Source organism: Actinoallomurus sp. NBC_01490 (assembly GCF_036227085.1).
Taxonomy (GTDB): domain Bacteria; phylum Actinomycetota; class Actinomycetes; order Streptosporangiales; family Streptosporangiaceae; genus Actinoallomurus; species Actinoallomurus oryzae.
On record NZ_CP109433.1, the window covers coordinates 4,936,711 to 4,956,329 of the forward strand.

22 protein-coding genes are annotated in these 19,619 nt (G+C 71.7%); 10 read left to right on the plus strand and 12 right to left on the minus strand.

What is annotated here, in order from left to right; translation table 11 throughout:
• Nucleotides 1–36: 36 nt before the first annotated feature.
• Both OG417_RS23335 and OG417_RS23340 read right to left on the minus strand, forming a co-directional pair.
• A complete protein-coding gene (locus OG417_RS23335) occupies nucleotides 37–1,230 on the minus strand; it encodes an RNA polymerase sigma factor (protein ID WP_329259850.1) in 1,194 nt (397 codons plus the stop codon).
• Nucleotides 1,220–1,564 carry a YciI family protein gene (locus tag OG417_RS23340; protein ID WP_329259852.1) on the minus strand — a complete coding sequence of 115 codons (345 nt, stop codon included), beginning with the start codon at nucleotides 1,562–1,564 and terminating at the stop codon, nucleotides 1,220–1,222. The genes OG417_RS23335 and OG417_RS23340 overlap by 11 nt, the downstream gene beginning before the upstream one ends.
• A 167-nt stretch (nucleotides 1,565–1,731) precedes the next feature.
• On the opposite strand from OG417_RS23340, the gene OG417_RS23345 reads away from it, so the two are divergent.
• Complete coding sequence (locus tag OG417_RS23345) at nucleotides 1,732–2,181, plus strand: SRPBCC family protein (RefSeq protein WP_329259855.1); 450 nt, start codon at nucleotides 1,732–1,734, stop codon at nucleotides 2,179–2,181.
• Nucleotides 2,182–2,261: 80 nt separating this feature from the next.
• Nucleotides 2,262–2,762, plus strand: a complete 501-nt coding sequence (locus tag OG417_RS23350) for an SRPBCC family protein (protein WP_329259858.1) — start codon at nucleotides 2,262–2,264, stop codon at nucleotides 2,760–2,762.
• On the opposite strand, the gene OG417_RS23355 is transcribed toward OG417_RS23350, so the two are convergent.
• Nucleotides 2,755–3,483: a TetR/AcrR family transcriptional regulator gene (locus OG417_RS23355; RefSeq protein WP_329259861.1), complete on the minus strand. Its 729-nt coding sequence runs from the start codon at nucleotides 3,481–3,483 to the stop codon at nucleotides 2,755–2,757. The genes OG417_RS23350 and OG417_RS23355 overlap by 8 nt on opposite strands.
• A gap of 243 nt (nucleotides 3,484–3,726) precedes the next feature.
• Between OG417_RS23355 and OG417_RS23360 the strand changes: the two genes are divergently transcribed.
• On the plus strand, nucleotides 3,727–5,277 hold the full coding sequence (locus tag OG417_RS23360) for an FAD-dependent monooxygenase (protein ID WP_329259864.1): 1,551 nt from the start codon (nucleotides 3,727–3,729) through the stop codon (nucleotides 5,275–5,277).
• A gap of 237 nt (nucleotides 5,278–5,514) precedes the next feature.
• Here the strand turns inward: OG417_RS23360 and OG417_RS23365 are convergent, their stop codons facing one another.
• From OG417_RS23365 to OG417_RS23395, 7 genes are all read right to left on the minus strand, one after another.
• A complete protein-coding gene (locus OG417_RS23365; RefSeq protein ID WP_329259867.1) occupies nucleotides 5,515–5,844 on the minus strand; it encodes a DUF1048 domain-containing protein in 330 nt (109 codons plus the stop codon).
• 1 nt (nucleotide 5,845) lies between these two features.
• Nucleotides 5,846–6,202 (minus strand): DUF1048 domain-containing protein, encoded by a 357-nt coding sequence (locus tag OG417_RS23370; protein WP_329259870.1) that lies wholly within the window; start codon nucleotides 6,200–6,202, stop codon nucleotides 5,846–5,848.
• Entirely contained in the window at nucleotides 6,199–6,525 is a 327-nt protein-coding gene (locus OG417_RS23375; RefSeq protein ID WP_329259873.1) for a PadR family transcriptional regulator, read from the minus strand. The genes OG417_RS23370 and OG417_RS23375 overlap by 4 nt, the downstream gene beginning before the upstream one ends.
• A 402-nt stretch (nucleotides 6,526–6,927) precedes the next feature.
• Entirely contained in the window at nucleotides 6,928–8,340 is a 1,413-nt protein-coding gene (locus OG417_RS23380) for an amidase (protein WP_329259876.1), read from the minus strand.
• 100 nt (nucleotides 8,341–8,440) lie between these two features.
• Nucleotides 8,441–9,811, minus strand: coding sequence for an FAD-binding oxidoreductase (locus tag OG417_RS23385; protein ID WP_329259879.1), 1,371 nt, complete (start codon nucleotides 9,809–9,811; stop codon nucleotides 8,441–8,443).
• 235 nt (nucleotides 9,812–10,046) lie between these two features.
• A complete protein-coding gene (locus tag OG417_RS23390) occupies nucleotides 10,047–10,319 on the minus strand; it encodes a DUF1876 domain-containing protein (RefSeq protein ID WP_329259882.1) in 273 nt (90 codons plus the stop codon).
• A gap of 133 nt (nucleotides 10,320–10,452) precedes the next feature.
• A complete protein-coding gene (locus tag OG417_RS23395) occupies nucleotides 10,453–11,232 on the minus strand; it encodes a DUF2786 domain-containing protein (protein ID WP_329259885.1) in 780 nt (259 codons plus the stop codon).
• Nucleotides 11,233–11,414: 182 nt separating this feature from the next.
• Here OG417_RS23395 and OG417_RS23400 point away from each other — a divergent pair, with 182 nt between their 5' ends.
• The 4 genes from OG417_RS23400 to OG417_RS23415 all read left to right on the plus strand — a co-directional run bounded on the left by OG417_RS23400 (nucleotide 11,415) and on the right by OG417_RS23415 (nucleotide 15,257).
• Nucleotides 11,415–12,047, plus strand: coding sequence for a VC0807 family protein (locus OG417_RS23400; RefSeq protein ID WP_329259888.1), 633 nt, complete (start codon nucleotides 11,415–11,417; stop codon nucleotides 12,045–12,047).
• A gap of 95 nt (nucleotides 12,048–12,142) precedes the next feature.
• On the plus strand, nucleotides 12,143–13,297 hold the full coding sequence (locus OG417_RS23405; protein ID WP_329259891.1) for a L,D-transpeptidase: 1,155 nt from the start codon (nucleotides 12,143–12,145) through the stop codon (nucleotides 13,295–13,297).
• Nucleotides 13,298–13,383: 86 nt separating this feature from the next.
• Nucleotides 13,384–13,758 (plus strand): NUDIX hydrolase, encoded by a 375-nt coding sequence (locus tag OG417_RS23410; protein WP_442875718.1) that lies wholly within the window; start codon nucleotides 13,384–13,386, stop codon nucleotides 13,756–13,758.
• A complete protein-coding gene (locus tag OG417_RS23415; protein ID WP_329259896.1) occupies nucleotides 13,755–15,257 on the plus strand; it encodes a glycosyltransferase family 2 protein in 1,503 nt (500 codons plus the stop codon). The genes OG417_RS23410 and OG417_RS23415 overlap by 4 nt, the downstream gene beginning before the upstream one ends.
• A 97-nt stretch (nucleotides 15,258–15,354) precedes the next feature.
• On the opposite strand, the gene murA is transcribed toward OG417_RS23415, so the two are convergent.
• On the minus strand, nucleotides 15,355–16,662 hold the full coding sequence (gene murA / locus OG417_RS23420) for a UDP-N-acetylglucosamine 1-carboxyvinyltransferase (protein WP_329259899.1): 1,308 nt from the start codon (nucleotides 16,660–16,662) through the stop codon (nucleotides 15,355–15,357).
• 137 nt (nucleotides 16,663–16,799) lie between these two features.
• Between murA and OG417_RS23425 the strand changes: the two genes are divergently transcribed.
• The 3 genes from OG417_RS23425 to OG417_RS23435 all read left to right on the plus strand — a co-directional run bounded on the left by OG417_RS23425 (nucleotide 16,800) and on the right by OG417_RS23435 (nucleotide 18,646).
• Entirely contained in the window at nucleotides 16,800–17,744 is a 945-nt protein-coding gene (locus OG417_RS23425) for an LLM class F420-dependent oxidoreductase (RefSeq protein WP_329259902.1), read from the plus strand.
• Between the two features lie 209 nt (nucleotides 17,745–17,953).
• Nucleotides 17,954–18,133, plus strand: coding sequence for a hypothetical protein (locus OG417_RS23430; protein ID WP_329259905.1), 180 nt, complete (start codon nucleotides 17,954–17,956; stop codon nucleotides 18,131–18,133).
• Nucleotides 18,134–18,208: 75 nt separating this feature from the next.
• Nucleotides 18,209–18,646 (plus strand): HNH endonuclease, encoded by a 438-nt coding sequence (locus OG417_RS23435; protein ID WP_329259908.1) that lies wholly within the window; start codon nucleotides 18,209–18,211, stop codon nucleotides 18,644–18,646.
• 301 nt (nucleotides 18,647–18,947) lie between these two features.
• Here the strand turns inward: OG417_RS23435 and OG417_RS23440 are convergent, their stop codons facing one another.
• Complete coding sequence (locus tag OG417_RS23440; protein WP_329259911.1) at nucleotides 18,948–19,589, minus strand: LysE family translocator; 642 nt, start codon at nucleotides 19,587–19,589, stop codon at nucleotides 18,948–18,950.
• Between the last annotated feature and the right edge of the window lie 30 nt (nucleotides 19,590–19,619).

Consider the following 19,619-nt stretch of genomic DNA (forward strand, 5'->3'; position numbering starts at 1 on the left):
TGTTCTGGGTATCGGAGCCGTTCGAGAGAGGTCGGCTCAGCCGGGCTCTCTGGTCTCGGCCAACCGGTCGGCGAGGAAGCGCTGTTCGGGTTCGGTCCGCGCGAGGTCGAGCGCGCGGCGGTAGGCGTGGTGGGCCTCGGCGTCGCGGCCGGCGCGACGCAGGAGCTCGGCGCGGGTGGAGTGGAAGTATCGGTAGTGGTCGAGGTCGAGGCGGTCGAGGATGACCAGACCGGCTTCCGGCCCGTCGACCTCGGCGATCGCGATGGCCCGGTTCATCTCGACGATCGGGGAGCGGGTCTGTCGCGCGAGTGCCCCGTACAGCGCGGCGATCTGCGGCCAGTCGCGTGGCTCCTGCAGGTGCAGGTCGGCGATGGCCGCCTGGATCAGGTAGGGCCCGCCGCGTCCTCGTGCCACGGCCCGCCGCAGCAGCGCCCGCCCCTGGTGCAGCTGCCGCGTGTCCCACAGCGTACGGTCCTGGTCGTCCAGGGGGATGATCCGCCCGTCCCGCAGGCGGGCCGCCTTGCGCGCGTCGTGCAGCAGCATCAGGGCCAGCAGCGCGAGGACTTCGGCCTCGTCCGGCATCAGCTCGGCGAGCGCCCCGCCGAGGTGGATCGCCTCCGCGGCGAGGTCGACGCGGCCGTCGCCCCAGCCCTGGTTGAAGATCAGATAGACCACGGCGAGGACGGCCGCCAGCCGGTCGGGCAGTTGGTGATCCGGCGGCACGGCGAACGGGATGCCGGCATCGCGGATCTTGTGTTTGGCCCTGGTCAGTCGCTTGCTCATGGTCTCGAACGGGACGAGGAACGCCAGCGCGATCTCGTCGGTGGACAGGCCGCCGAGCGTGCGCAGCGTGAGCGACACCTGCGCCTCGGGGGCGAGCGCCGGGTGGCAGCAGGTGAAGATCAGTTCCAGCCGTTCGTCCGGGATGGTGGCGGCGTCGTCCATGAGTGCCTCCGGCGGCGGTGGCCCGGTCTCCAGGTCGCGGCTGAGCAGCTTGGCCTTGTCGGCCAGCACCTGCCGGCGGCGCAGGTGGTCGATCGCACGGTTGCGGGCGGTCGTGACGAGCCACCCGGTGGGGTTGGCCGGTTCCCCGTCGCGCGGCCAGCGCTCGGCGGCGATGGTGAACGCCTCGGCGGCCGCGTCCTCGGCGAGTTCGATGTCGCCGAGGATCCCGGTCAAGGTGGCCAGCACGCGGCCCCACTGGTCGCGGAAGACGGCGTCAAGCGCCACGGAAGTGTCCGCCGAGGACGGGCCGCACCTCGATCGCGGTGCCGGGTCTGGTCTCCTGGAGCATTTCCCCGGCGATGGCGAGGGCCTCGTCGAGGTTCTCGGCCTCGATCAGGATCAGCCCGGCGAGGTACTCCTTGCTGTCGATGAACGGTCCGTCGGTCAGCAGCATCCGCCCTTCGTCGTTGCGCACGGTCGTCGCCGACTCGTCGGCGTGCAGGCGGGCCCAGCCGGTGACATCCGGCCGGTCGAGCCGGGTGGCGAGAGCACCCGGAATCGGGCGTGTCGCCCGGTCCGTTTCCTCCGCCGGTGTGTAGGCGAGCAACGCGTACTGCATGAGTCCTCCAGTCACGGGTCGATGCCGCGTCGAATATCAGACGAACAGCGTCGCCGTGGACGGACAGCGAGCGCCGACCGAATTTTTTCCGGCGTGTTGTCCGTCCGGCGCCCGGCCGTTCGTCACTGCTGCAGACCCGCCCGAGAGGCTGACCGAAGGGACCCACAATGCCGGACATTCTGCACCGCATCAGCATCGACGCCCCGCCGAAGCGGGTACACGACCTCATCGCGAGCACCGACGGCATCGCCCGCTGGTGGAGCGGGCGGCCGCTCACCGGCGAACACACCGTCGGCTCCGGCTTCGGCGTCCACTTCGGCGACGCCGAGCGGCCCGCCGCCGTCATGCAGGTGCTCACCGACACCCCGGACCACGTGGTGTGGCGGGTCACCGACGGACCCGGCACCTGGATCGGCACGAGGATCACCTTCACCCTCCGGCCCAGCGGCGATGCCGGCACGACGCTTCTGTTCACCCACGCCGGCTGGCGAGAGGCCAGCGAGTTCATGAGCGGCTGCAGCACCAACTGGGGCGCCTATCTCACCAGCCTCAAGACCGGTGCCGAGAGCGACGCGTTCGGTGCCTACCCCGCCGGTGAGATCAGCCGATGGGACTGAACAAGCCCACGCCGGACCCCGGCCTGCCCAGAGACGGACGATCTCTGATTCCACGGAAGCTCAGCGAATGAGGAGGCTCGATGACCACCGACCCCAAGCCCGGCCCGAACGCGGCACGGCTCGAACGCGCGTACGACGCTCCGGCCGAGCTCGTCTGGGAGCTGCTGACCACCGCCGCCGGCCTTGAGGAGTGGTGCGCTCCCGACGGCTTCGAAATCCGGGTGACCGAACTCGACCTCAGGCCCGGCGGCCGGCTGCGCTACGCCATGACCGCGACGGCGCCGGAACAGATCGCGTTCATGCGGAACACCGGCAATCCGCTCTCGACCGAGGTGCGTAAGACGTTCACCGAGGTCGCACCGCCGACTCGCCTCGCCTACCTGTCCCTGATCGACTTTGTGCCCGACCACGAGACGTATGAGCACCTGACGACGATCGACCTCCGGCCCGCCGGTGACCGTACGAACGTGGTGATGACGCTCGATCCCCTCCACGACGAGACCTGGACGCGGCAGCACCGCACTCATCGCGGCGACGAGCTCGACCACCTCGCGACGGTGATCAAGCGACGCGTCATGTGATCGCGAGACCGTCCATGATCAGGTTGAGCGTGAACGCGAATCGGTCCTGGGCGGTGCCGGAGGTCAGCTCGGCCGCGTGGCGCCTGGTGTGGGGGAAGGCACCGGGCAGCGCGGCGAATCGGCGCAGCAGGTCGTCGCGGCCGACGGCCCGCCCGTCATGGTCGGCATGCCGGTCGGCCAGGGAGGTCTCGAGGCAGAAGGCGTTGACGTAGAGGAACAGGGCGTCGATCGCCCAAGCGGCCGTCCGCGGGTCGACGCCCCCCGCCAGCACGATGCCGAGCAGGCCCTCGCTCACGCGCAGGGTCTCCAGGTTGGTCGGGACCACGGCGAGCGCCGCCAGGGAGATGCCGGGGTAGCGCAGGTACTGATCGCGGATCTGGGTGCAGACGCCGATGACCTGCTCACGCCAGGTGCGCGGGTCCGGTTCGGGGAGCTCGATCTCGGCGCAGAGCCGTCCGATGAGGAGGTCGTCCAGGTCCTTCTTGTTGACGACGTGGGCGTAGAGCGACGCGGGGCCCGTCTCGAGGGCGCCGGCCACTCGTCGCATCGTCAGGGCGTCATATCCCTCGCGCTCGACGATGCCGAACGCGGTCTCGATGATGGCGTCGACGGTGATGGGCTTCTTGCGCCCCGCCGACGGCCCTCGACGGGTCGCGTTGGTGTCGTCGGCCAAGGCCTGCTGGTGCCGCGCCGCGCGCCGTCGCTGGGGAGGCGATGCCATGCGGCACAGTCTAGACCGGGTGGAGCACTGTTCTGATTGACACGATCACTGTTCGGGAAATATAGAATAGTGTTCGTTTCCCCTTTCCTGCTTCGTTCATGGGCCGCCGCGCTCGGCGACCACCAAGCCCACCGAGAAGCGATCAACTCGGCCCCCTGACTTCGGGCCCGGGTGATGCCGGCCGCATCACCGAGGGCTCGGCCTGCTGAGGAGGGCCGGCTCCAGCAGAGAGAAGAAGACCAGATGTCGACGAAGACCGCGCCGACCACCGACACCGGCCGCAGGGACTACGACGTGCTCGTGGCAGGCGCCGGGCCGGTCGGGCTGATGCTCGCGACCGAACTGCGGCTGGCGGGGGCCCGGGTCCTCGTTGTCGAACGGCGGGAGGAGCCCGACACCACCGTCAAGGCGGGAGCGATCAACACCGCCTCCGCGGAGGCCTTCGAACGGCGCGGCTTGCTCCCCGCGGTGGAGGCGGTGCTCCGGCGGCTGTTCCCCGACGCGCCCAAGGCCGCCGGATCAAGGCGGCCGGCTTCCGTCGGGCACTTCGGTGGGATCCAGGTGCCGGCGGACCCGGTCGACGAGGAGGGCCCCGGCCTGCGCGACCGTGGCCGGCCCGGCTGGTATCTCATGATCCCGCAGGTCGAGGTGGAGCGGATCCTCGGCCGGCGCGCTGCCGAGCTCGGCGTCGAGGTCCGGCGCGGAGCCGAGGTGTGCGGATTCGACGAGGATGAGGCCGGCGTCACCGTTCACCTGGACGACGGAGGCGACGTGCGCGCGGCGTGGCTCGTCGGTTGCGACGGAGGCCGCAGTCTGGTCCGGCGCCTGGCGGGCTTCGAGTTCCCCGGCACGGACCCCCAGATCACGGGCCGCCAGGCGGTGGGCACCGTGGAGGGGGCGGAGCTCCTGGAGCGAGGCTGGCAGCACACTCCCACCGGCGTCTACGTGTACGGGCCGATGCCCGGTCGTGTGCGGACCGTCGAGTTCGACGGTCCCCCGGCGGACCGGAAGGCACCGGTCACCGCGGCCGAGATCGAGGCCAGCCTGCGGCGCGTCAGTGGCGTCGACGTCCGCGTCACCGAGGTCATCACCGCCGGGCGCTACACGGACAACGCGCGGCAGGTGACGAACTATCGGCGCGGTCGCGTGCTCCTGTGCGGGGACGCCGCCCACGTGCACTCGCCCTTCAGCGGCCAGGGCCTGAACCTGGGGCTCGGCGACGCCGTCAATCTGGGCTGGAAGCTCGCCGCCACCGTGCGAGGGTGGGCGCCCGAGGGCCTGCTCGACACCTACACCGGCGAACGGCACCCGATCGGCGCCTGGGTGCTCGACTGGACACGTGCGCAGGTGGCCCTGATGCGCGGCGACGCCGACACCCGTGCGCTCAGGGCCGTGGTCTCCGACCTCCTCGGCACCCGGGACGGGGCGACCTACTACGTGAAGCGGATCTCGGGGCTATGGCAGCGCTACGACCTGGGGAACGGCCATCCGCTGGTCGGCGCGACAATGCCCGACCTCCGGCTGGACGACGGCACACGCCTTTCCGACCACACCCATGAGGGCCGGGCCCTGCTCGTCGATCTCGCCGGGAACGACCGGCTGGCAGCCCTGGCCAAGCCGTACGCCGGGCGGCTGAAACTGGTCCGGGCCGGTTCGGACGGCGCAGGGGTGAGCGGCCTGCTGGTACGTCCCGACGGCTTCGTAGCGTGGGCGACCGACGGCGCCGGCGACCCTGCCGGCCTGGAAGCCGCCCTGACGCGCTGGTTGGGGGACGCCACGCGTCCCTGCGACTAAGAGCCCGCGCGGATAGGGACTGCGCTACTGCGCGGCGTTCAGGCGGAGCCTGGCCGCGCGGGCTCTAGGCCGACCGGCGGCAGGCGGCGGTCGCCGAGTGGCCGGGCGGGGTGGGTGCGGTGCGGGCACGGGTCCACGTGATCGTGGAGTTCTCTACGTTCAGTGATCACGAAGGACGGCCGTGCCGGCGCCGCGATCCGGCCTGCTCGAACCCCTCTGGGATCGGTTCGCCGCGCTTCACCGCCGGGATCGCCCGCCGGGTTTCCCGCTGAGGGACTCTTGATAGATGTCCGCGTAGGTGCGCGAGTCCTTGATCAGGTCGTCGCAGAAGGCGGCGACGTCGTTGCCGATGAGTGCCAGGACTCCCTTGCCGGCCGCGACGCCCTCCTCGAAGAAATCGACGATTTCTGAGAGTAGGGTCCCGTCGGACAGGCCGATCGGCCCGACCTTGAAGAAGTACTTCTGCATCTCCTTGTAGACGATCTGATAATCCGGCGGAAGCGCCTTGACCCGCGCCACGTGCGCTCGCCACTGCTTCTTGCCCTCGATGATGTCCTGGATGCCCACGTCAGCCTCCCAGCCGGCTCAGTTTCCTCGCGACGTTCCGGTTCAGCTGCTCGCGCCACCGGTCGCGATGGCTCCGGGCCCCTTCTCCGCCGGCCAGTGCCGCGCAGAAGCCCTTGATGTCGTCGCCCAGCACCTCGTGAAGGCTCTGCCCCTCCGCCGCCGTTTCTTCGAGCAGCCCCAGGGCGCCGTCGAGGATCGGCATCAGGTTGCGACCCGTGAAGCCCGAGTAGGGGGAGAGGTGAACCTTGATCTGTTCCCACGCCGCCCGGTGGTCGGCCGGCAAGGCCTCGGCCCGGGCTTCGAACGCCTTCCACTCCCTGGTGAGGTCGCTGCCGGTAACGGTCTCCCAGAAGTTCATCTCCCGCCCTCCTTGAGCCTGTCGATTCGTGATGAGAGGTACTCCCATTTCCCCCAGAACCTCTCGAGCTCTTCGCGCCCCGCGTCGTTGAGCGCATAGAACTTGCGCGGCGGGCCCTTCTCGGATGGTCGTTTCGTCACCCGAACGAGGCCGTTCTTCTCCAGCCGCAGCAAGATGGTGTAGACGGTCCCCTCAATGACGTCGGCGAAGCCGAGTTCGTTCAGCCGGCGTGTGATGGCGTACCCGTAGGTCTCCTCGCTGCCGATGATTTCCAGCACGCAGCCCTCGAGCGTGCCCTTCAGCATCTCCGTCAGGTCGTCCACCGCGGGGTCTCCTCTTCGATCCTTCCGGTACTGCGTAGTGCCGAGTACCGCTATACAGTATCACCGAGTAGTGCGGCGAGCGGCGAACGCGGAGCCACGGAATCGATGCGAACCATCGGCGCCGCGCCGGTGCGCGGCACATGAGGGGACTGGACGTCGCTCACAGGCGGGGACGGTGCCGAAGAGGGACCTCTACCTCCACCTCACCGCAGTACCGATCACGCTCCGCACGCTCATCGGACGCGCGACCGAACTCCACCGCAGGGCCGCCCGGCCACCACCCGCCGCCTCAGGCGATCCATCCGCCGGTCGGTCCGACCTCCCGCGAACCGGCGCGTGCCCATGGACGCGGCGACCTTCCGATTCCGCCGAGACCGGGTCCCGGACGGGCGGTGCCGGGGGTCACAGGGGCGGGCGGCGCTTGCCGTAAGCGGTGGCCTGCTCGAAGGCGTGGGCGGCCTGGAGGACGGTGAGGTCGGCGCGGTGGGGGCCGATGATCTGGAGGCCGACGGGGAGCCCGCCGCCGGTGAAGCCGCCGGGGACCGACAGCGCCGGGCAGCCGGTCGCGGAGACGAGGTAGGCCGAGCGCATCCAGTCGAGGTAGGAGCTCATCGGCTCGCCGGCGATCTCCGTCGGGTACTCCAGGCCGGCGTCGAAGGCGGCGACCTGGCTGACCGGGGCCAGGAGCAGGTCGTAGCTCTCGAAGAACCGCCGGACACTGTGGTAGAGCCGTGTGTGCAGGACCTCGGCGCGGCCGACGTCGGGGCCGGTCAGGCGGCGGCCCTCCTCGATGTTGGCCACGACGGACGGCTTCAGCCGGTCGCGGTGGTGGTCCATGAGGCTGCCGAGCCCGAGCTCGAACTGCCATGCCCGCAGCACCCGGAAGACCTCCTCGGCCCCGTTCAGGTTGGGACAGGCCTCCTCGACGACGCAGCCCAGCTCGGTGAAGACCTTGGCGGTGCCCTCCAGTGCGGTGATCACCTCGGGCGCGAACGACATGGAGCCGTCGAGGCGGGGCGCCCACGCCACGCGGAGGCCGTTCAGGTCGCGTTCGAGCGGCACCGCGAACGCCGAGCCCGGCGTCTCCAGCGCGATCGGCGAGCGAGGGTCGGGGCCGGCGAGCACGGACAGCAGCAGGGCGACGTCGGCGACGTCGCGCGCCATCGGCCCCTGGACGCTCATCGTCGCCCAGGCCGCGTGATCCGGCCAGCTCGGCACCCGGCCCGGCGACGGGCGCAGCCCGACGACGTTGCAGAACGAGGCCGGGTTGCGCAGCGAGCCGCCCATGTCGCTGCCCTCGGCCAACGGTTGCAGCCCGGCGGCGAGCGCGGCCGCCGCCCCTCCGCTGCTGCCGCCCGCCGACCGTGAGAGGTCATAGGGGTTGAGGGTCGTCCCGAACAGGGGGTTGAAGGTGTGCGATCCGGCGGCGAACTCCGGGACGTTGGTCTTGCCGAGCATGATCGTGCCGGCCGCGCGCATGCGCTCGATGACGAGCTCGTCGCGCTTCGGGACGTTGTCGGCCAGCAGGGGAGAGCCGGACGTGGTGCGGACGCCGGCGGTCTCGTGCGTGTCCTTGTGCGCGACCGGGAGGCCGAGCAGGGGCGGCGGCTCGGCGCCGCCGGCGAGGAGTGCGTCGGCCTCGTCGGCCTCCCGCAGGGCGCGGTCGGCGGTGAGGGTGACGATCGCGTTGACCCGGGGGTTGACCGCCTCGATCCGCGCGAGGTGCGCCTCGGTCACCTCGCGGGCGGACAGCTCACGGTCGCGGACGCGGCGGGCCAGCTCCCGCGCGCTCAGGAAACAGATCTCCTCCGCCAACGGGCCTCCTCCGAAGTCGCCCCGTGGCGTCGCCGCCTCAGGGATGGTCGCTCACTGAGCACCATCTTTGGTCTCCGGCGAAACCCATGTCCACCCTGATTCAGCGCTGTGGATAAGTCTCGAAGACGCCGTCCGGGTCGTAGCGCGCCCGCAGATCCTGGAAGCGTTCCCAGGCGGACGGAGTGAAGGAGCGCCGGGCGCGCTGCGGTTCGGCGGACAGGTCCGTCTCCGCGACATAGCGGCCGGCGGCCTGGGGCTCGGCGGTGGCGGCCAGCTCGCGCAGCCAGGCGAGGTTGGCTCCGTCGGCCGACCGGTCCTCCCACGTCGCGTAGCAGCTCAGGCGGATCCGCCCCAGCGGCGAGAACGCCATCTCCGGCACGGGCGCGTACGCCGGACCGCCGGGGGCCGGTTCCGCCACGACGATCGACTCCGGCGACGGTGCGTACTCCACATGACGGGCGATGCCGGGCAGCACGCCGCTGAAGCCGCCGTTCAGCCACAGGGAGTCCGCGGCGGTACGGCGCCCGCACGGCCACAGGGCGTCCGCGCCGGTGAACAGCACCGCGAACGGCGTCGGCTGATCCACCTGCCGGATCAGCGCCCGCCCGGCGAACGGGCACTCGCGCAGCGGTTCCAGGCACCGGATCGCGTCGTTCCAGGCGCAGGAGAAGACCGTCGCGGTGACGACGACGACCTTGGGCGGCGGGCCGCCCTGGCCGCCCTCGCCGCCGTCGGCCGTGGTGAGGGCCACGCTGAGCTCGACGTTCGCCGGCACCGCCGCCGTGATCTCATCGGTCCAGTACGCGACGTCCTCGATGTCGGCGAGAGGGAAGACGTACCGGGTCGTCATGATCGCCGGCGGCAGGTGCCGCAGGCGGAGACGGAAGGAGGTCACCGCGGCGAAGAACCCGGGCCCGCCACCGCGCGCCGCCCAGAGCAGGCCGGGATTCTCATGATCGCTGCAACGGACGATCTCGCCGGTCGCCGTGACGGCCTCGATCGCCTCCACGCTCGCGCACGCCGGGCCCCAGGCACGGGAGTTCCACCCGATGCCCCCGCCCAGCACGAACCCGCTCAGCGCGACCGAGCCGCGGTGTGCCACGGGAAAGGCGTGATCGCGCTCCGCGAGGGCACGCGTGAGGTCCTGGCAGCTCACCCCGGGCTGTACGGTCGCCGCGCCGTTCTCGACGCTGCATGCCCGCAGGCGGGACAGGTCGATCAGCATGCCGCCGTCCCGCAGGGGCGCGCCGCCCCAGCCGTGCTCGCCGGCCCGTACGGCGACCTTCATGCGGTGGGCGCGGGCGAGTGCGACGGCCTCGCGCACCTCCTCGACGCAGGCGGCCTGGACGATCACGTCGGGGCGGCGCGAGGACGCGCATTCGTTCGCCGCCATGCTCGCCCGTGCCTTCTCGTAGCCGGGATCGCCCCGCTCGATGAGCACCTGCCGTATGTCCCGCGCCGATATGCCCACGGTATGCCCCCTCGCCGCTCACTGCCGCCCGCGGCGGCGCCCGTGCCGCCGCGGCCTCATCCGTGCCGCCTGCGGCGTCTCGCGCCGTCCGCCGGCTGCTTCCCGTACCTCTGTCAGGCGTGGGCCGGTCGGGCCGCCGCCGGAGCGCGGCGACGACCCGGCCGGTGTCCCCTCGGCCGTCGCCGGCCCGATCGCGTACGGCGCGGCCGCGGTTCGCCGTCCGGCCGTGCCCGTCCTACCGGTCGGCGAGCGTGACGTGCTCGTGGGTGACGGCCTCGATGTCGGCCGCCGCCGCGTCGAGCAGCCGGTGCGCCAGGTCGGACAGGGCACGTGCGGCGGCGAGCTCGGCGCCGATCTCGGGAACGTCCCAGTCGGCCGGGTTGCACCGCGCCTTGCCGCGCCCCCGTATGCTGTCGGCCTCCCGTGTGGCCAGCCGCGCCTCGGCGTGCGTCTCGCCGTCCGTTTCATCCAGGTAGATGTCGACCGACCAGCGGTCGATGGTGTTCATGACTCCTCCGGAACGATTCGCCTCCTACCTAGAGACTCGCCCCTGGTCGCCCGGGCGGGGCAGGGCCAAAGGTCCCAGATCACACCGGCCCCGGCGGCCCCGCGAGCGACGACCGGGGGCTCCGGGCGATCGCTCAGCGCGGCGGTCGGGGCGGCCCCAGGGCGGGACGGGTGCCCCCGACGCCCGAACCGAGGTCGGCGAAGCGGCCTGCGTCGCGGCCGGCGCTGAAGCCGTCGCCGCGCACGCGCTGCCGCCGGGCCGGGCCGAGGGCCGGGAACCGGGCCGTGAACTCCGCGCGTACGCGCTCGTCGTCGCGGGCCAGCACGAGCGCCGCCGACCCGGTGGCGGCCGGGTCCTCCTCGCGCAGCCGGCCCCGGGCCGCCTCGATGCGTTCGGCCACCCGGTCGCCGTACCCCACCAGGAACGCCTTGAGATAGCCGTTGCGCCAGCGCGTGCGGTCGGCCTTGCGACGGAACAGCTCCTCCGGATAGGCGCTCATGTGCGCGTCGGCGGCGCGTGTGCCCGCCCCGTCCATCTGGAGGGTCAGCGACGGCAGCAGCAGCGTCAGAGCGTCGCGGGCCGACTCGGTGGCGACCACGAGCAGCGCGATGTCCCGCCGGTAGGCGCCGTCGCCGCGCAGCGCGCACGCGCCGCCGTACGCCCGGACGACCGCGGTGAGCCCCGCCGCACGGGCGCGGGCGTGACCGTCGCCGCCGCCCACGACGTGCTCCCAGTAGACGACCTGCTCCGGGCCCTCGCCCCGCCGGGCTCGCAGCGCCGCCTCGTCGATGGCGTGCCGCATCATCAGCTCGGCGGCCTTGGCCGCGCACGCCTGCGCCTCCGCCTCCGGGGTCTCCGGATGCTCGGCGCGGTCCAGCAGCGCACGGACCCGGCCCTCGTGGTCGATCGTCATGTCGACGCAGCGTAACCGCACGCACCTGTACGGGCGAGTTGACGATTATCTGACAAAAACACCTGGTAAAGCACGCTTAGAGGTTCACATGCGGGCATTCGGGGATTAACACGGAGATCTTCGCGTAGCGTGGTTGCGGCCGCCCTGCCTCCGTCGATCGTCCAGGAAGCCGTCCACCGCTCATGGAAGCATCCCACCGGTTCGAGATCCCGCGCCTGCCTCGTCTCGCGCTGCACGCGCTGCCCCGGGTCTTCGAAGGGATGATCGCGCCGGTGGTCGTGTTCTACGCCGGTCTCGTGCTGCTCGGCCTGGGTGGCGCGCTGATCACCGCGGTCGCCTGGGTCTACGGCGGCATTCTCCTGCGGCTGGTCCGGCGCCGTCCCGTCCCCGGCACGCTGCTGCTCGCGGCGCTCGGCGTGACCGCGCGGGCCGCGATGGCCGCCCTGACCGGCAGCGCCGTCGTCTACTTCCTCCAGCCCACGCTCGGCACCCTGCTCGTGGCGATGGCGTTCCTGGCCTCGGTGCCGCTGCGGCGCCCGCTCGCCGCCAAGGTCGCGAACGACCTGGTGCCCCTGCCCGCCGCCTTCCTCGCCCACCGGCGCGTCCACCGCTTCTTCCTGCGCGTGTCGCTGCTGTGGTCGCTGGTCTTCACCCTCAACACCGCACTGAGCGCCTGGCTGCTGTTCCGGCACTCGATCGTCGCCTACCTGTGGATCCGCACGCCCGCCGTGGCGTTCCTCGGCGCGACCGCCGTCGTCATCTCCCTCTGGGGGTTCAAGCGTTGTGTGCGCGGCGTCACGGCCGCCGCTTCGTAGCGCTTAAAGATCGAACAAAACGAAGCCCACGAGCGTCTTTGGATATGAGGCGGTTTTACTTGAGCCTCATACGATTACGGGCGAATCCAGAGGATATGAGGGTTTCTGTGGTGCTCAAAGGCATGATGACGGGCGTGGCCGTGGTCCTGGTGACCGCGGGGTGCGGTCTCGTCGGCGGCCACGAGCAGGCCGCGAAGGTCTCCATCACCCCGGCGAACGGCGCGTCCGGCAGCCGTCCCGACCTCCCGATCGTCGTCACGGCCTCCACCGGCCGGCTGGGCGACGTCGCCGTCCAGGGCGGCGCAACGCGGATCACGGGCACCTTCGACGCGGCACACCGGCAGTGGAAGTCGAGCCGTACCCTCCAGCCCGCCACCCGGTACACCGTCACGGCGACGGCCAGAGGCGGCGGGAAGACCACCAGGGCGACCAGCGCGTTCCAGACGCTCACCCCGAAACAGACGTTCTCCATCGCCGACATCACCCCGATGCCGAACGAGAAGATCGGCGTCGGCATGCCGCTCATCGTCAAGTTCAGCCGGCCCATCTACAACCAGGCCGACGTCGAGCGGGCGCTCCGGGTCACCTCCGACAGGCCGGCCGAAGGCGCGTGGCGCTGGTTCGGCCGCCAGGAGGCCGTCTACCGCACCAAGGAGTACTGGCAGCCGCACCAGACCGTGCGCCTGACCGCCGACATGGCCGGCGTACGCGGCGCCAAGGACACCTACGGCACGAAGGACTACACCCGGTCCTTCACGATCGGCGACTCCCACATCAGCGACGTGAACGTCAAGACCCACCGCATGACCGTCCAGGTGAACGGCAGGACGGTGAAGACCACGCCGATCAGCGCGGGCAAGGGCGGCCTGCGCAAGTACACGACGACGAACGGCATCCACGCGGTCATGGGCAAGCAGAGCCCGGTCACCATGACGTCCGGCTGGGAGGGCGTCACGGACAAGAGCGACCCGAACTACTACAGCCTCACCGTCTACCAGGCCGTGCAGATCTCCTCGAGCGGCGAGTACGTCCACTCCGCGCCCTGGTCGGTCGGATCGCAGGGGCAAGAGAACGTCAGCCACGGATGCGTGAACGCCCCGCCCGCGTTCGCCAAGTGGTTCTACGACCTGTCCCGCCGCGGCGACATCGTCAAGGTCAGCGGCACGGACCGCGAACTGGAGCCGACCAACGGCTACGGCTACTGGCAGCTCTCCTGGGCCGACTGGCTGAAGGGCAGCGCACTGCACTGACCCGAGTTCACCCCGCATCGACCGAGTTCACCGCGCCGCCCGTACCGGGCGGTGCCCGAGATGGAACCACTGGCAGGATGGATCTTGTGCTTGACGTTGTTGGCTGGGTGCATGTCTCCGACGGGCGGCTCCTGGCCGTACGGGCACGGGCGCGTGACCGGCTCTATCTCCCCGGAGGCAAGCGCGAACCCGGTGAGGACGACTGGACCGCGCTGTCCCGCGAGGTCCGCGAGGAGCTCGGCGTCCACCTCGACCGCGACAGCTTCCGCGGCATCGGCGTCGTCGAGGCGCCGGCGCACGACCAGCCGCCGGGCACGCGTGTACGGATGGCCTGCTACACCGCCGCGTACCACGGTGAGTTCACCGCGACGGGCGAGGTCGACGAGTGGATGTTCGTCGGCCCCGACGAGCGTCACCGGCTCGCCCCGGCCGTCCAGGCGGCGCTGGAGCTGACCCGGTGAAGGTCAGCGTCATCATCCCGGTCTACAACACGGGTGAGGATCTGTCCCGCTGCGCCGAGTCGGTGCTGGCGCAGACGATGGACGACTACGAGGTGATCTTCGTCGACGACGGGTCGGACGACGGCACCGAGAAGCGCCTCGACGTACTCGCCGACGAGCACGACCGGGTCCGGGTCATCCACCTGCCGCCCAGCGGCGGGCCCGGCGGCCCGCGCAACGCCGGCATCGACGCCGCCCGCGGCGAGTACGTCTACTTCCTCGACGACGACGACTGGCTCGGGGAAGAGGCGCTGGAACGCATGCACGCCATGGCGCTGCGGAACGACGCCGACATCGTCATCGGCAAGATGGTCGGTCACGGCCGTCGCGTGCCCCGGCTGATGTTCCGGGTCGACCGCGACCGCGCCGACATCCTCGAGGACAACCTCCTGGGCATCCTCACCCCGCACAAGCTGTTCCGCCGCGCGTTCCTGGTCCGGCACCGGATCCGGTTCCCCGAGGGGCCGGTGCGGCTGGAGGACCACCGTTTCGTGCTGCGGGCCTACTTCCGCGCCGGCACGATCTCGGTGGTCGGCGACTACCCCTGCTGCCACTGGGTGAAGCGCCCCGGCAGCTACTCCCGCGCCCTGCCCGACCCGGCGCACTACCACGCGATGCTGCGCGAGGTGCTCGACATCGTCGACGAGCACGTGCCGCCCGGGCCCGTACGCGACCGTTACTACACGCACTGGTACCGGGGGAAGCTCCTCAAGCGGTTCGGCGAGAACGGCTTCCTGGACGCCCCGGCCGACTACCGCCGGGCGTACTACGACGAGGCGCTGCGGCTGACCGGCGAGCGGTTCGGCGCCGGCGTCGACGAGTGGCTCCCCACCCGCTTCCGCGTACGCTCGGAGCTGCTGCGCGCCGACCGCCACGACGAGCTCTTCGCCCTCGTGGCGGCCGAACGCGACATGCGGCTCGAGGCCGTGCTGGACGCCGTGCGCTGGCGCGGCGACCGGCTCGCCGTGCGCTTCACGGCGCGTTTCGTCTACGCCGACGGCGGACCGCTGGCGTTCTCCGACGGCCGGTGGCACCCTCCGGTGCCGGTCGGCGCGAGCCCGGAGGCGTTCACGCTCGGCGACCTCCCGTGGCGGCTCGACCTGTACTTCCGCCGGCGGAGCGACGGCTCCGACCTGCCGCTCACGATCAGCGCCGAGCGCCTGAGCGACGGCGCCATGGCCGGCGAGGCCGTCATCGACACGCGAGCGCTGCCGTGGCTGCCGGACGACGTGTGGGACCTCGTCGCGCGGATCGACGGGGGCGGCTGGACGTACGAACGGCGCCTGCGCGGGTACGCCGAGCACGTGCCCGCCCGCGGGCGGCTCGAGCCGTACCGGACGGTCAACGGCAACCTCAGCGTCCGCGTGCACCCCGCCAAGGCGTCGCCGAAGAGCCCGCTCCGGCGTGCGGCGCGGTGGCTACCGGGGGTCCGGCTGGGAGGCCGCCGCACCCGCCCCTGAGAGACCGCCTGGAGCCCTCGTGGGCGGGGGCTCCAGGCGTTCCGCGTGCCGTCGGTCGTCCGGGGGGTATCGCCTGGTGCGGCCTGGCGCGGGCCGGTCAGGCCTTCTCGCGGGTGAGCGTCAGACCCAGAGAGGCGAACTGTTCGGCGGGGTGGTGGTAGCCGCGTTCGATGTGGTGGACCCCGCGCAGGGTGGACGGGCCGTCGGCCGCCGCGGCGGCCAGGACCGCGGAGAAGCCGGCGCGGACGTCCGGCATCGTCACGTCCGCGCCTCGCAGCTTGGAGACGCCGCGGACCACGGCGGAGTGCACCGAGTTGCTGTCGTGGAACCGGCAGGCCGGGCCGCCGAGGCAGGCGTTGAAGACCTCGATCTCGCAGCCCATCTTCTTCAGCGCCGGGACGTACACCAGGCGGTTCTCGAACACCGTCTCGTGCAGCACCGACATGCCCTCCGCCTGGGTGAACAGCACCATCAGCGGCTGCTGCCAGTCGGTCATGTACCCCGGGTGCGTGTCGGTGTGGACCGCCGCCGGACGCAGGCCTTCGGGGGCCGACGCGGTGATCCACTCGTCGGTGATCTCGAAGCGGGCGCCCATCCGGGCGAGCGTGGTGATGGCGGTGACCAGGCGGTCCTGCGAGCAGCCGTGCACACGGACCTCGCCGCCGGTGATCAGGCCTGCCACCAGGTAGGAGAACGCCTCGAGCCGGTCGCCGGCGAGGCGCGTCGAGGCGCCCTTGAGCCTGCGCACGCCCTCGATGACGATGCGGCGGTCCGGGCTGAGCTCGATCTGGGCGCCCATGCGCTGCAGGAACAGCGCCAGCTCCACGACCTCGGGCTCCATGGCGGCGCCGCGCAGCACCGTCTTGCCCTCGGCGAGCACGGCCGACATCAGCACGGTCTCGGTGGCGCCGACGCTGGGGTAGGGCAGGTCGATGCGGGCGCCGTGCAGCCGGGAGGCGCGTGCGGCGATGCCGGTCTCGCCGACCTCGACCTCGGCGCCCATGGCCCGCAGCGCCTCGACGTGGAAGTCGACCGGTCGCCGGCCGATCGGGTCGCCGCCCACGAGCGGCACGAACGCCTCGCCGGTCAGGTGCAGCAGCGGCCCCACCATCAGGATCGGGATGCGGTTGAGACCGGTGAAGGCCTCCGGCACCCGGGGCTCGGCCACCGGGCCCGGCGCGATCCGGATCTGCGACCCCTCACGCGTGACGGCGTGCCCGAGCGCCTGGAGCATCGCCCCGGTGATCTCGACGTCACCGACCTCCGGCGCGTTGCGGATCGTGCTCTCGCCCTCACCCAGCATGGCCGCGACCATGTGCTTCGTGACGGCGTTCTTCGAGCCCCGCACGTGGATGTCGCCACGCAGCGGACCTGACGGTTCTACCTTCCACACCTCTTCAGCCACGCCGACCACTCTAAACGCGGCGATGAGCGGCGGTACCCGCGATGCCATCAAAACCGGCGGGTTGCGGCAAACCGGTACGAACCAGACGCATCTTACATCCGGCGCGACCTCCGCCCCGCTTCTGCTTCGATGGGCGCATGGACATCAGCGCCGTTGTCGGAATGTGGCTCGATCGTCCCCCGGAGGAGGCGCTGCACACCGCCGTGCTCGCCGACCGGCTGGGGTTCGGTGAACTCTGGATCGGTGAGACGGGCACCTGGGACGCCTTCGCGCTGGCGACGGCGGTCGGCCTGGCCACCGACACGATCGCGCTGACCGTCGGCCCGGTGCCGGTGGCCGTACGGGACCCGGCCATGATCGCGATGGGCGCGGCGTCGGTGACCGCTCTCACCCGGCGGCGGGTCGGCGTGGCGCTGGGCACCTCCAACCCCACCCTCGTGGAAGACTGGCACGGCCGCTCGCGCGACGGCGCCGCCGGTGCGCTGGAGGAGAGCGTACGGGCGGTGGCCACGCTGCTGGGCGGCGGGCGGACGAACGGCGAGAACGGCTTCCGGCTCCGCCTGAGCCCGCCGGAGGGCCCGCTCACGGTCGCGGCGCTCGGCGACCGTGCGATCGCGACCGCCGCCGCGCACGCCGACCGGATGGTGGTCAACCTCGTCACGCCGCAGCAGGCCGCGGAGCTGAAGGAGAAGCTGGAGGCCGCGGCCAGGAAGGCGGGCCGCCCGGCACCGCGGCTGGCCGCCTGGATGCCCGCGGCGGTCGACCCGGCGCCGGAGTCCTACGCCCAGCTGATCTGGGGCCTGGTGCCGTACCTGAGCGCCCCCGGCTACTCCGCCAACCTCGCCGCGGCCGGGTTCTCCGACGCGGTGGAGCTCGCGCGGGCCGGCACCGCGCCGCGCGACCTGCTCACCGCCCTGCCGCTGGAGCTCGCCGGCACGATCGGGCTGGCGGGCGACACCACCGCCGTACGCTCGCGGCTGGCGGCCTACGCCGACGCGGGCGTCGACGAGGTGGCGGCGGTCCCGGTCACCGGCGGCGACCCGGGCGGTGAGCGCACGCTGAGCGCGCTACGGAAACTCTGAGCCGCCTCCCGGACATCTCGCTCCCGGGGGCGGCCGAGCGGGGACGCGCCCGGTCCCGCCGGCACGTCGCGCGGGAGATGAACGGCCGGTGCCGTACGGCACCGGCCGTTCGCCTTTTAGGCGACCCGCTTTTACGGAAAAGGCGTTGCCCGTACTTGTGCGGGTGATTCATGCTGTTCGGGAATCCGGACGGTGGAAAGGAGGGCACCGTGTCGCAGTACATCGACGACGCGCCGGACACCCCGGGCGACGCGCCGGCCATGCCCCGGTGGCGGTCATGCCTGCTCACCTCGAAGCCGGTCCTCGCCGGCGAATCCGGCGAGGACGGGCCGGAGCGACTGACCCGGCACGAGCGAATTCCGGAAGAAGGCCGCCGACGGGGGCGTTAGGCGCCCTCGCTGTCACGCCGTTTCCGGAATGGGGAGACGGCGTTGTTTGTTTTTCGCGGTGAAATGAGGAGCCCGGTGAACGTACTGGTTCTGAACGCCTCGTACGAGCCGCTGCACAAGGTCGACGTGCGGCACGCCGTACGCATGCTGGTGCGCGGTGTCGCGGTCGTCGAAGAGGCCGTGGAGGGCCGGCGCATCGGGCACTTCCCGCTGCCGCGGGTGCTGCGCCTGGTCCGCTACGTCGCGATGCGCTGGAGGTACGGCCGGGGCCCGGCGTGGACCAAGCACGGCCTGCGGCGCCGCGACGGCGGACGCTGCGGCTACTGCGACGCACGGGCCGACACGGTCGACCACATAGTGCCGCGTTCGCGCGGTGGCGCGACGAGCTGGGAGAACACCGTCCTCGCGTGCGGGCCGTGCAATACGCGCAAGCGGGACCGCACGCCGGCCGAGGCGGGGATGCGGCTCCTGATCGTGCCGCGGGTGCCGCGCTGGAACGAACTGGTCGGCTGAGCGGCCGCCCGGGGAGCCCCGGGCGGTCCCGCGGAGATGACGAGGTCGCATGAGAGGGAGGCGTCTCCCTCTCATGCGACGAGGGGATTGACGCGGTGATCCCCGTCGGCCACCTGCCGTGCTCGGTCAGGTGATCCGCACGGAACCGCGGCAGGTCCGGGTGCTGCCCATGAGACCTCCGGTCGTCGTGCTCTACGTCCTCGAACACTAGGACGGCGCGCTTACCGATCGCTGACCTCAGGGTCAGGCGCGGAGGCCCCGGCGGGTCGACCGGCGCGGCGGCGGCTCGGGAGGCGGTCCGTCAGCCGTGCTCGAACGCCACGCGGGCACTGATCGCGAGCAGGGCGCAGCCGGCCACCCCGTCGAGCGCCCGGCGTGAGCGGCGACCGTTCAGCAGCCGGGAGATCGGGCCGATGGCCAGGGAGAACGTCCGCCACCACAGCACGGCGATGCCAAGGAAGATCACCGCGAGCGTGGCGGTGGTGCGCAGGCGCGGCTCGCCGTCGGCGACGAACTGGGGGAGCAGGGTGAGGAAGAGCAGCGCGATCTTGGGGTTGAGGAGGTTCGTCACCAGCCCCTGCCGGAACGCCGCGCCGACGCTGCCCGTGGGCCGTACGCGCGGCTCCGTGGGCAGTTCGTCCGTCGGCGCGTCGCCCGACATGATGGCCGAGATCAGCAGCCGGACGGCGAGGTAGGCGAGATAGGCGGCGCCGGCGAGCTTGACCGCCGAGTACGCGGTCGCCGAGGCGGCCAGGATCGCCGAGAGCCCGAGGACCGCGGCGGTCGCGTGGGTCGCGATGCCCAGACAGCAGCCCAGACCGGTGAACCAGGCGCCGCGCACTCCCGCGCTGAGCCCGTTGCGGATCACCAGCAACATGTCGGGACCGGGTGTGACGGTGAGGACCGCGACGACGCCGAGGAACGGCAGGAGCAGATCGGGCACTGCGTCATGGTAGTCACATGTCACGCCCGT

What these genes read in the sequence shown, in the direction of transcription:
- OG417_RS23340 (WP_329259852.1), bottom strand. Translation starts at nt 1,564, where the DNA reads ATGCAGTACGCGTTGCTCGCCTACACACCGGCGGAGGAAACGGACCGG.
- OG417_RS23345 (WP_329259855.1), top strand. Translation starts at nt 1,732, where the DNA reads ATGCCGGACATTCTGCACCGCATCAGCATCGACGCCCCGCCGAAGCGG.
- OG417_RS23350 (WP_329259858.1), top strand. Translation starts at nt 2,262, where the DNA reads ATGACCACCGACCCCAAGCCCGGCCCGAACGCGGCACGGCTCGAACGC.
- OG417_RS23355 (WP_329259861.1), bottom strand. Translation starts at nt 3,483, where the DNA reads ATGGCATCGCCTCCCCAGCGACGGCGCGCGGCGCGGCACCAGCAGGCC.
- OG417_RS23360 (WP_329259864.1), top strand. Translation starts at nt 3,727, where the DNA reads ATGTCGACGAAGACCGCGCCGACCACCGACACCGGCCGCAGGGACTAC.
- OG417_RS23370 (WP_329259870.1), bottom strand. Translation starts at nt 6,202, where the DNA reads ATGAACTTCTGGGAGACCGTTACCGGCAGCGACCTCACCAGGGAGTGG.
- OG417_RS23390 (WP_329259882.1), bottom strand. Translation starts at nt 10,319, where the DNA reads ATGAACACCATCGACCGCTGGTCGGTCGACATCTACCTGGATGAAACG.
- OG417_RS23395 (WP_329259885.1), bottom strand. Translation starts at nt 11,232, where the DNA reads ATGACGATCGACCACGAGGGCCGGGTCCGTGCGCTGCTGGACCGCGCC.
- OG417_RS23400 (WP_329259888.1), top strand. Translation starts at nt 11,415, where the DNA reads ATGGAAGCATCCCACCGGTTCGAGATCCCGCGCCTGCCTCGTCTCGCG.
- OG417_RS23405 (WP_329259891.1), top strand. Translation starts at nt 12,143, where the DNA reads ATGAGGGTTTCTGTGGTGCTCAAAGGCATGATGACGGGCGTGGCCGTG.
- OG417_RS23425 (WP_329259902.1), top strand. Translation starts at nt 16,800, where the DNA reads ATGGACATCAGCGCCGTTGTCGGAATGTGGCTCGATCGTCCCCCGGAG.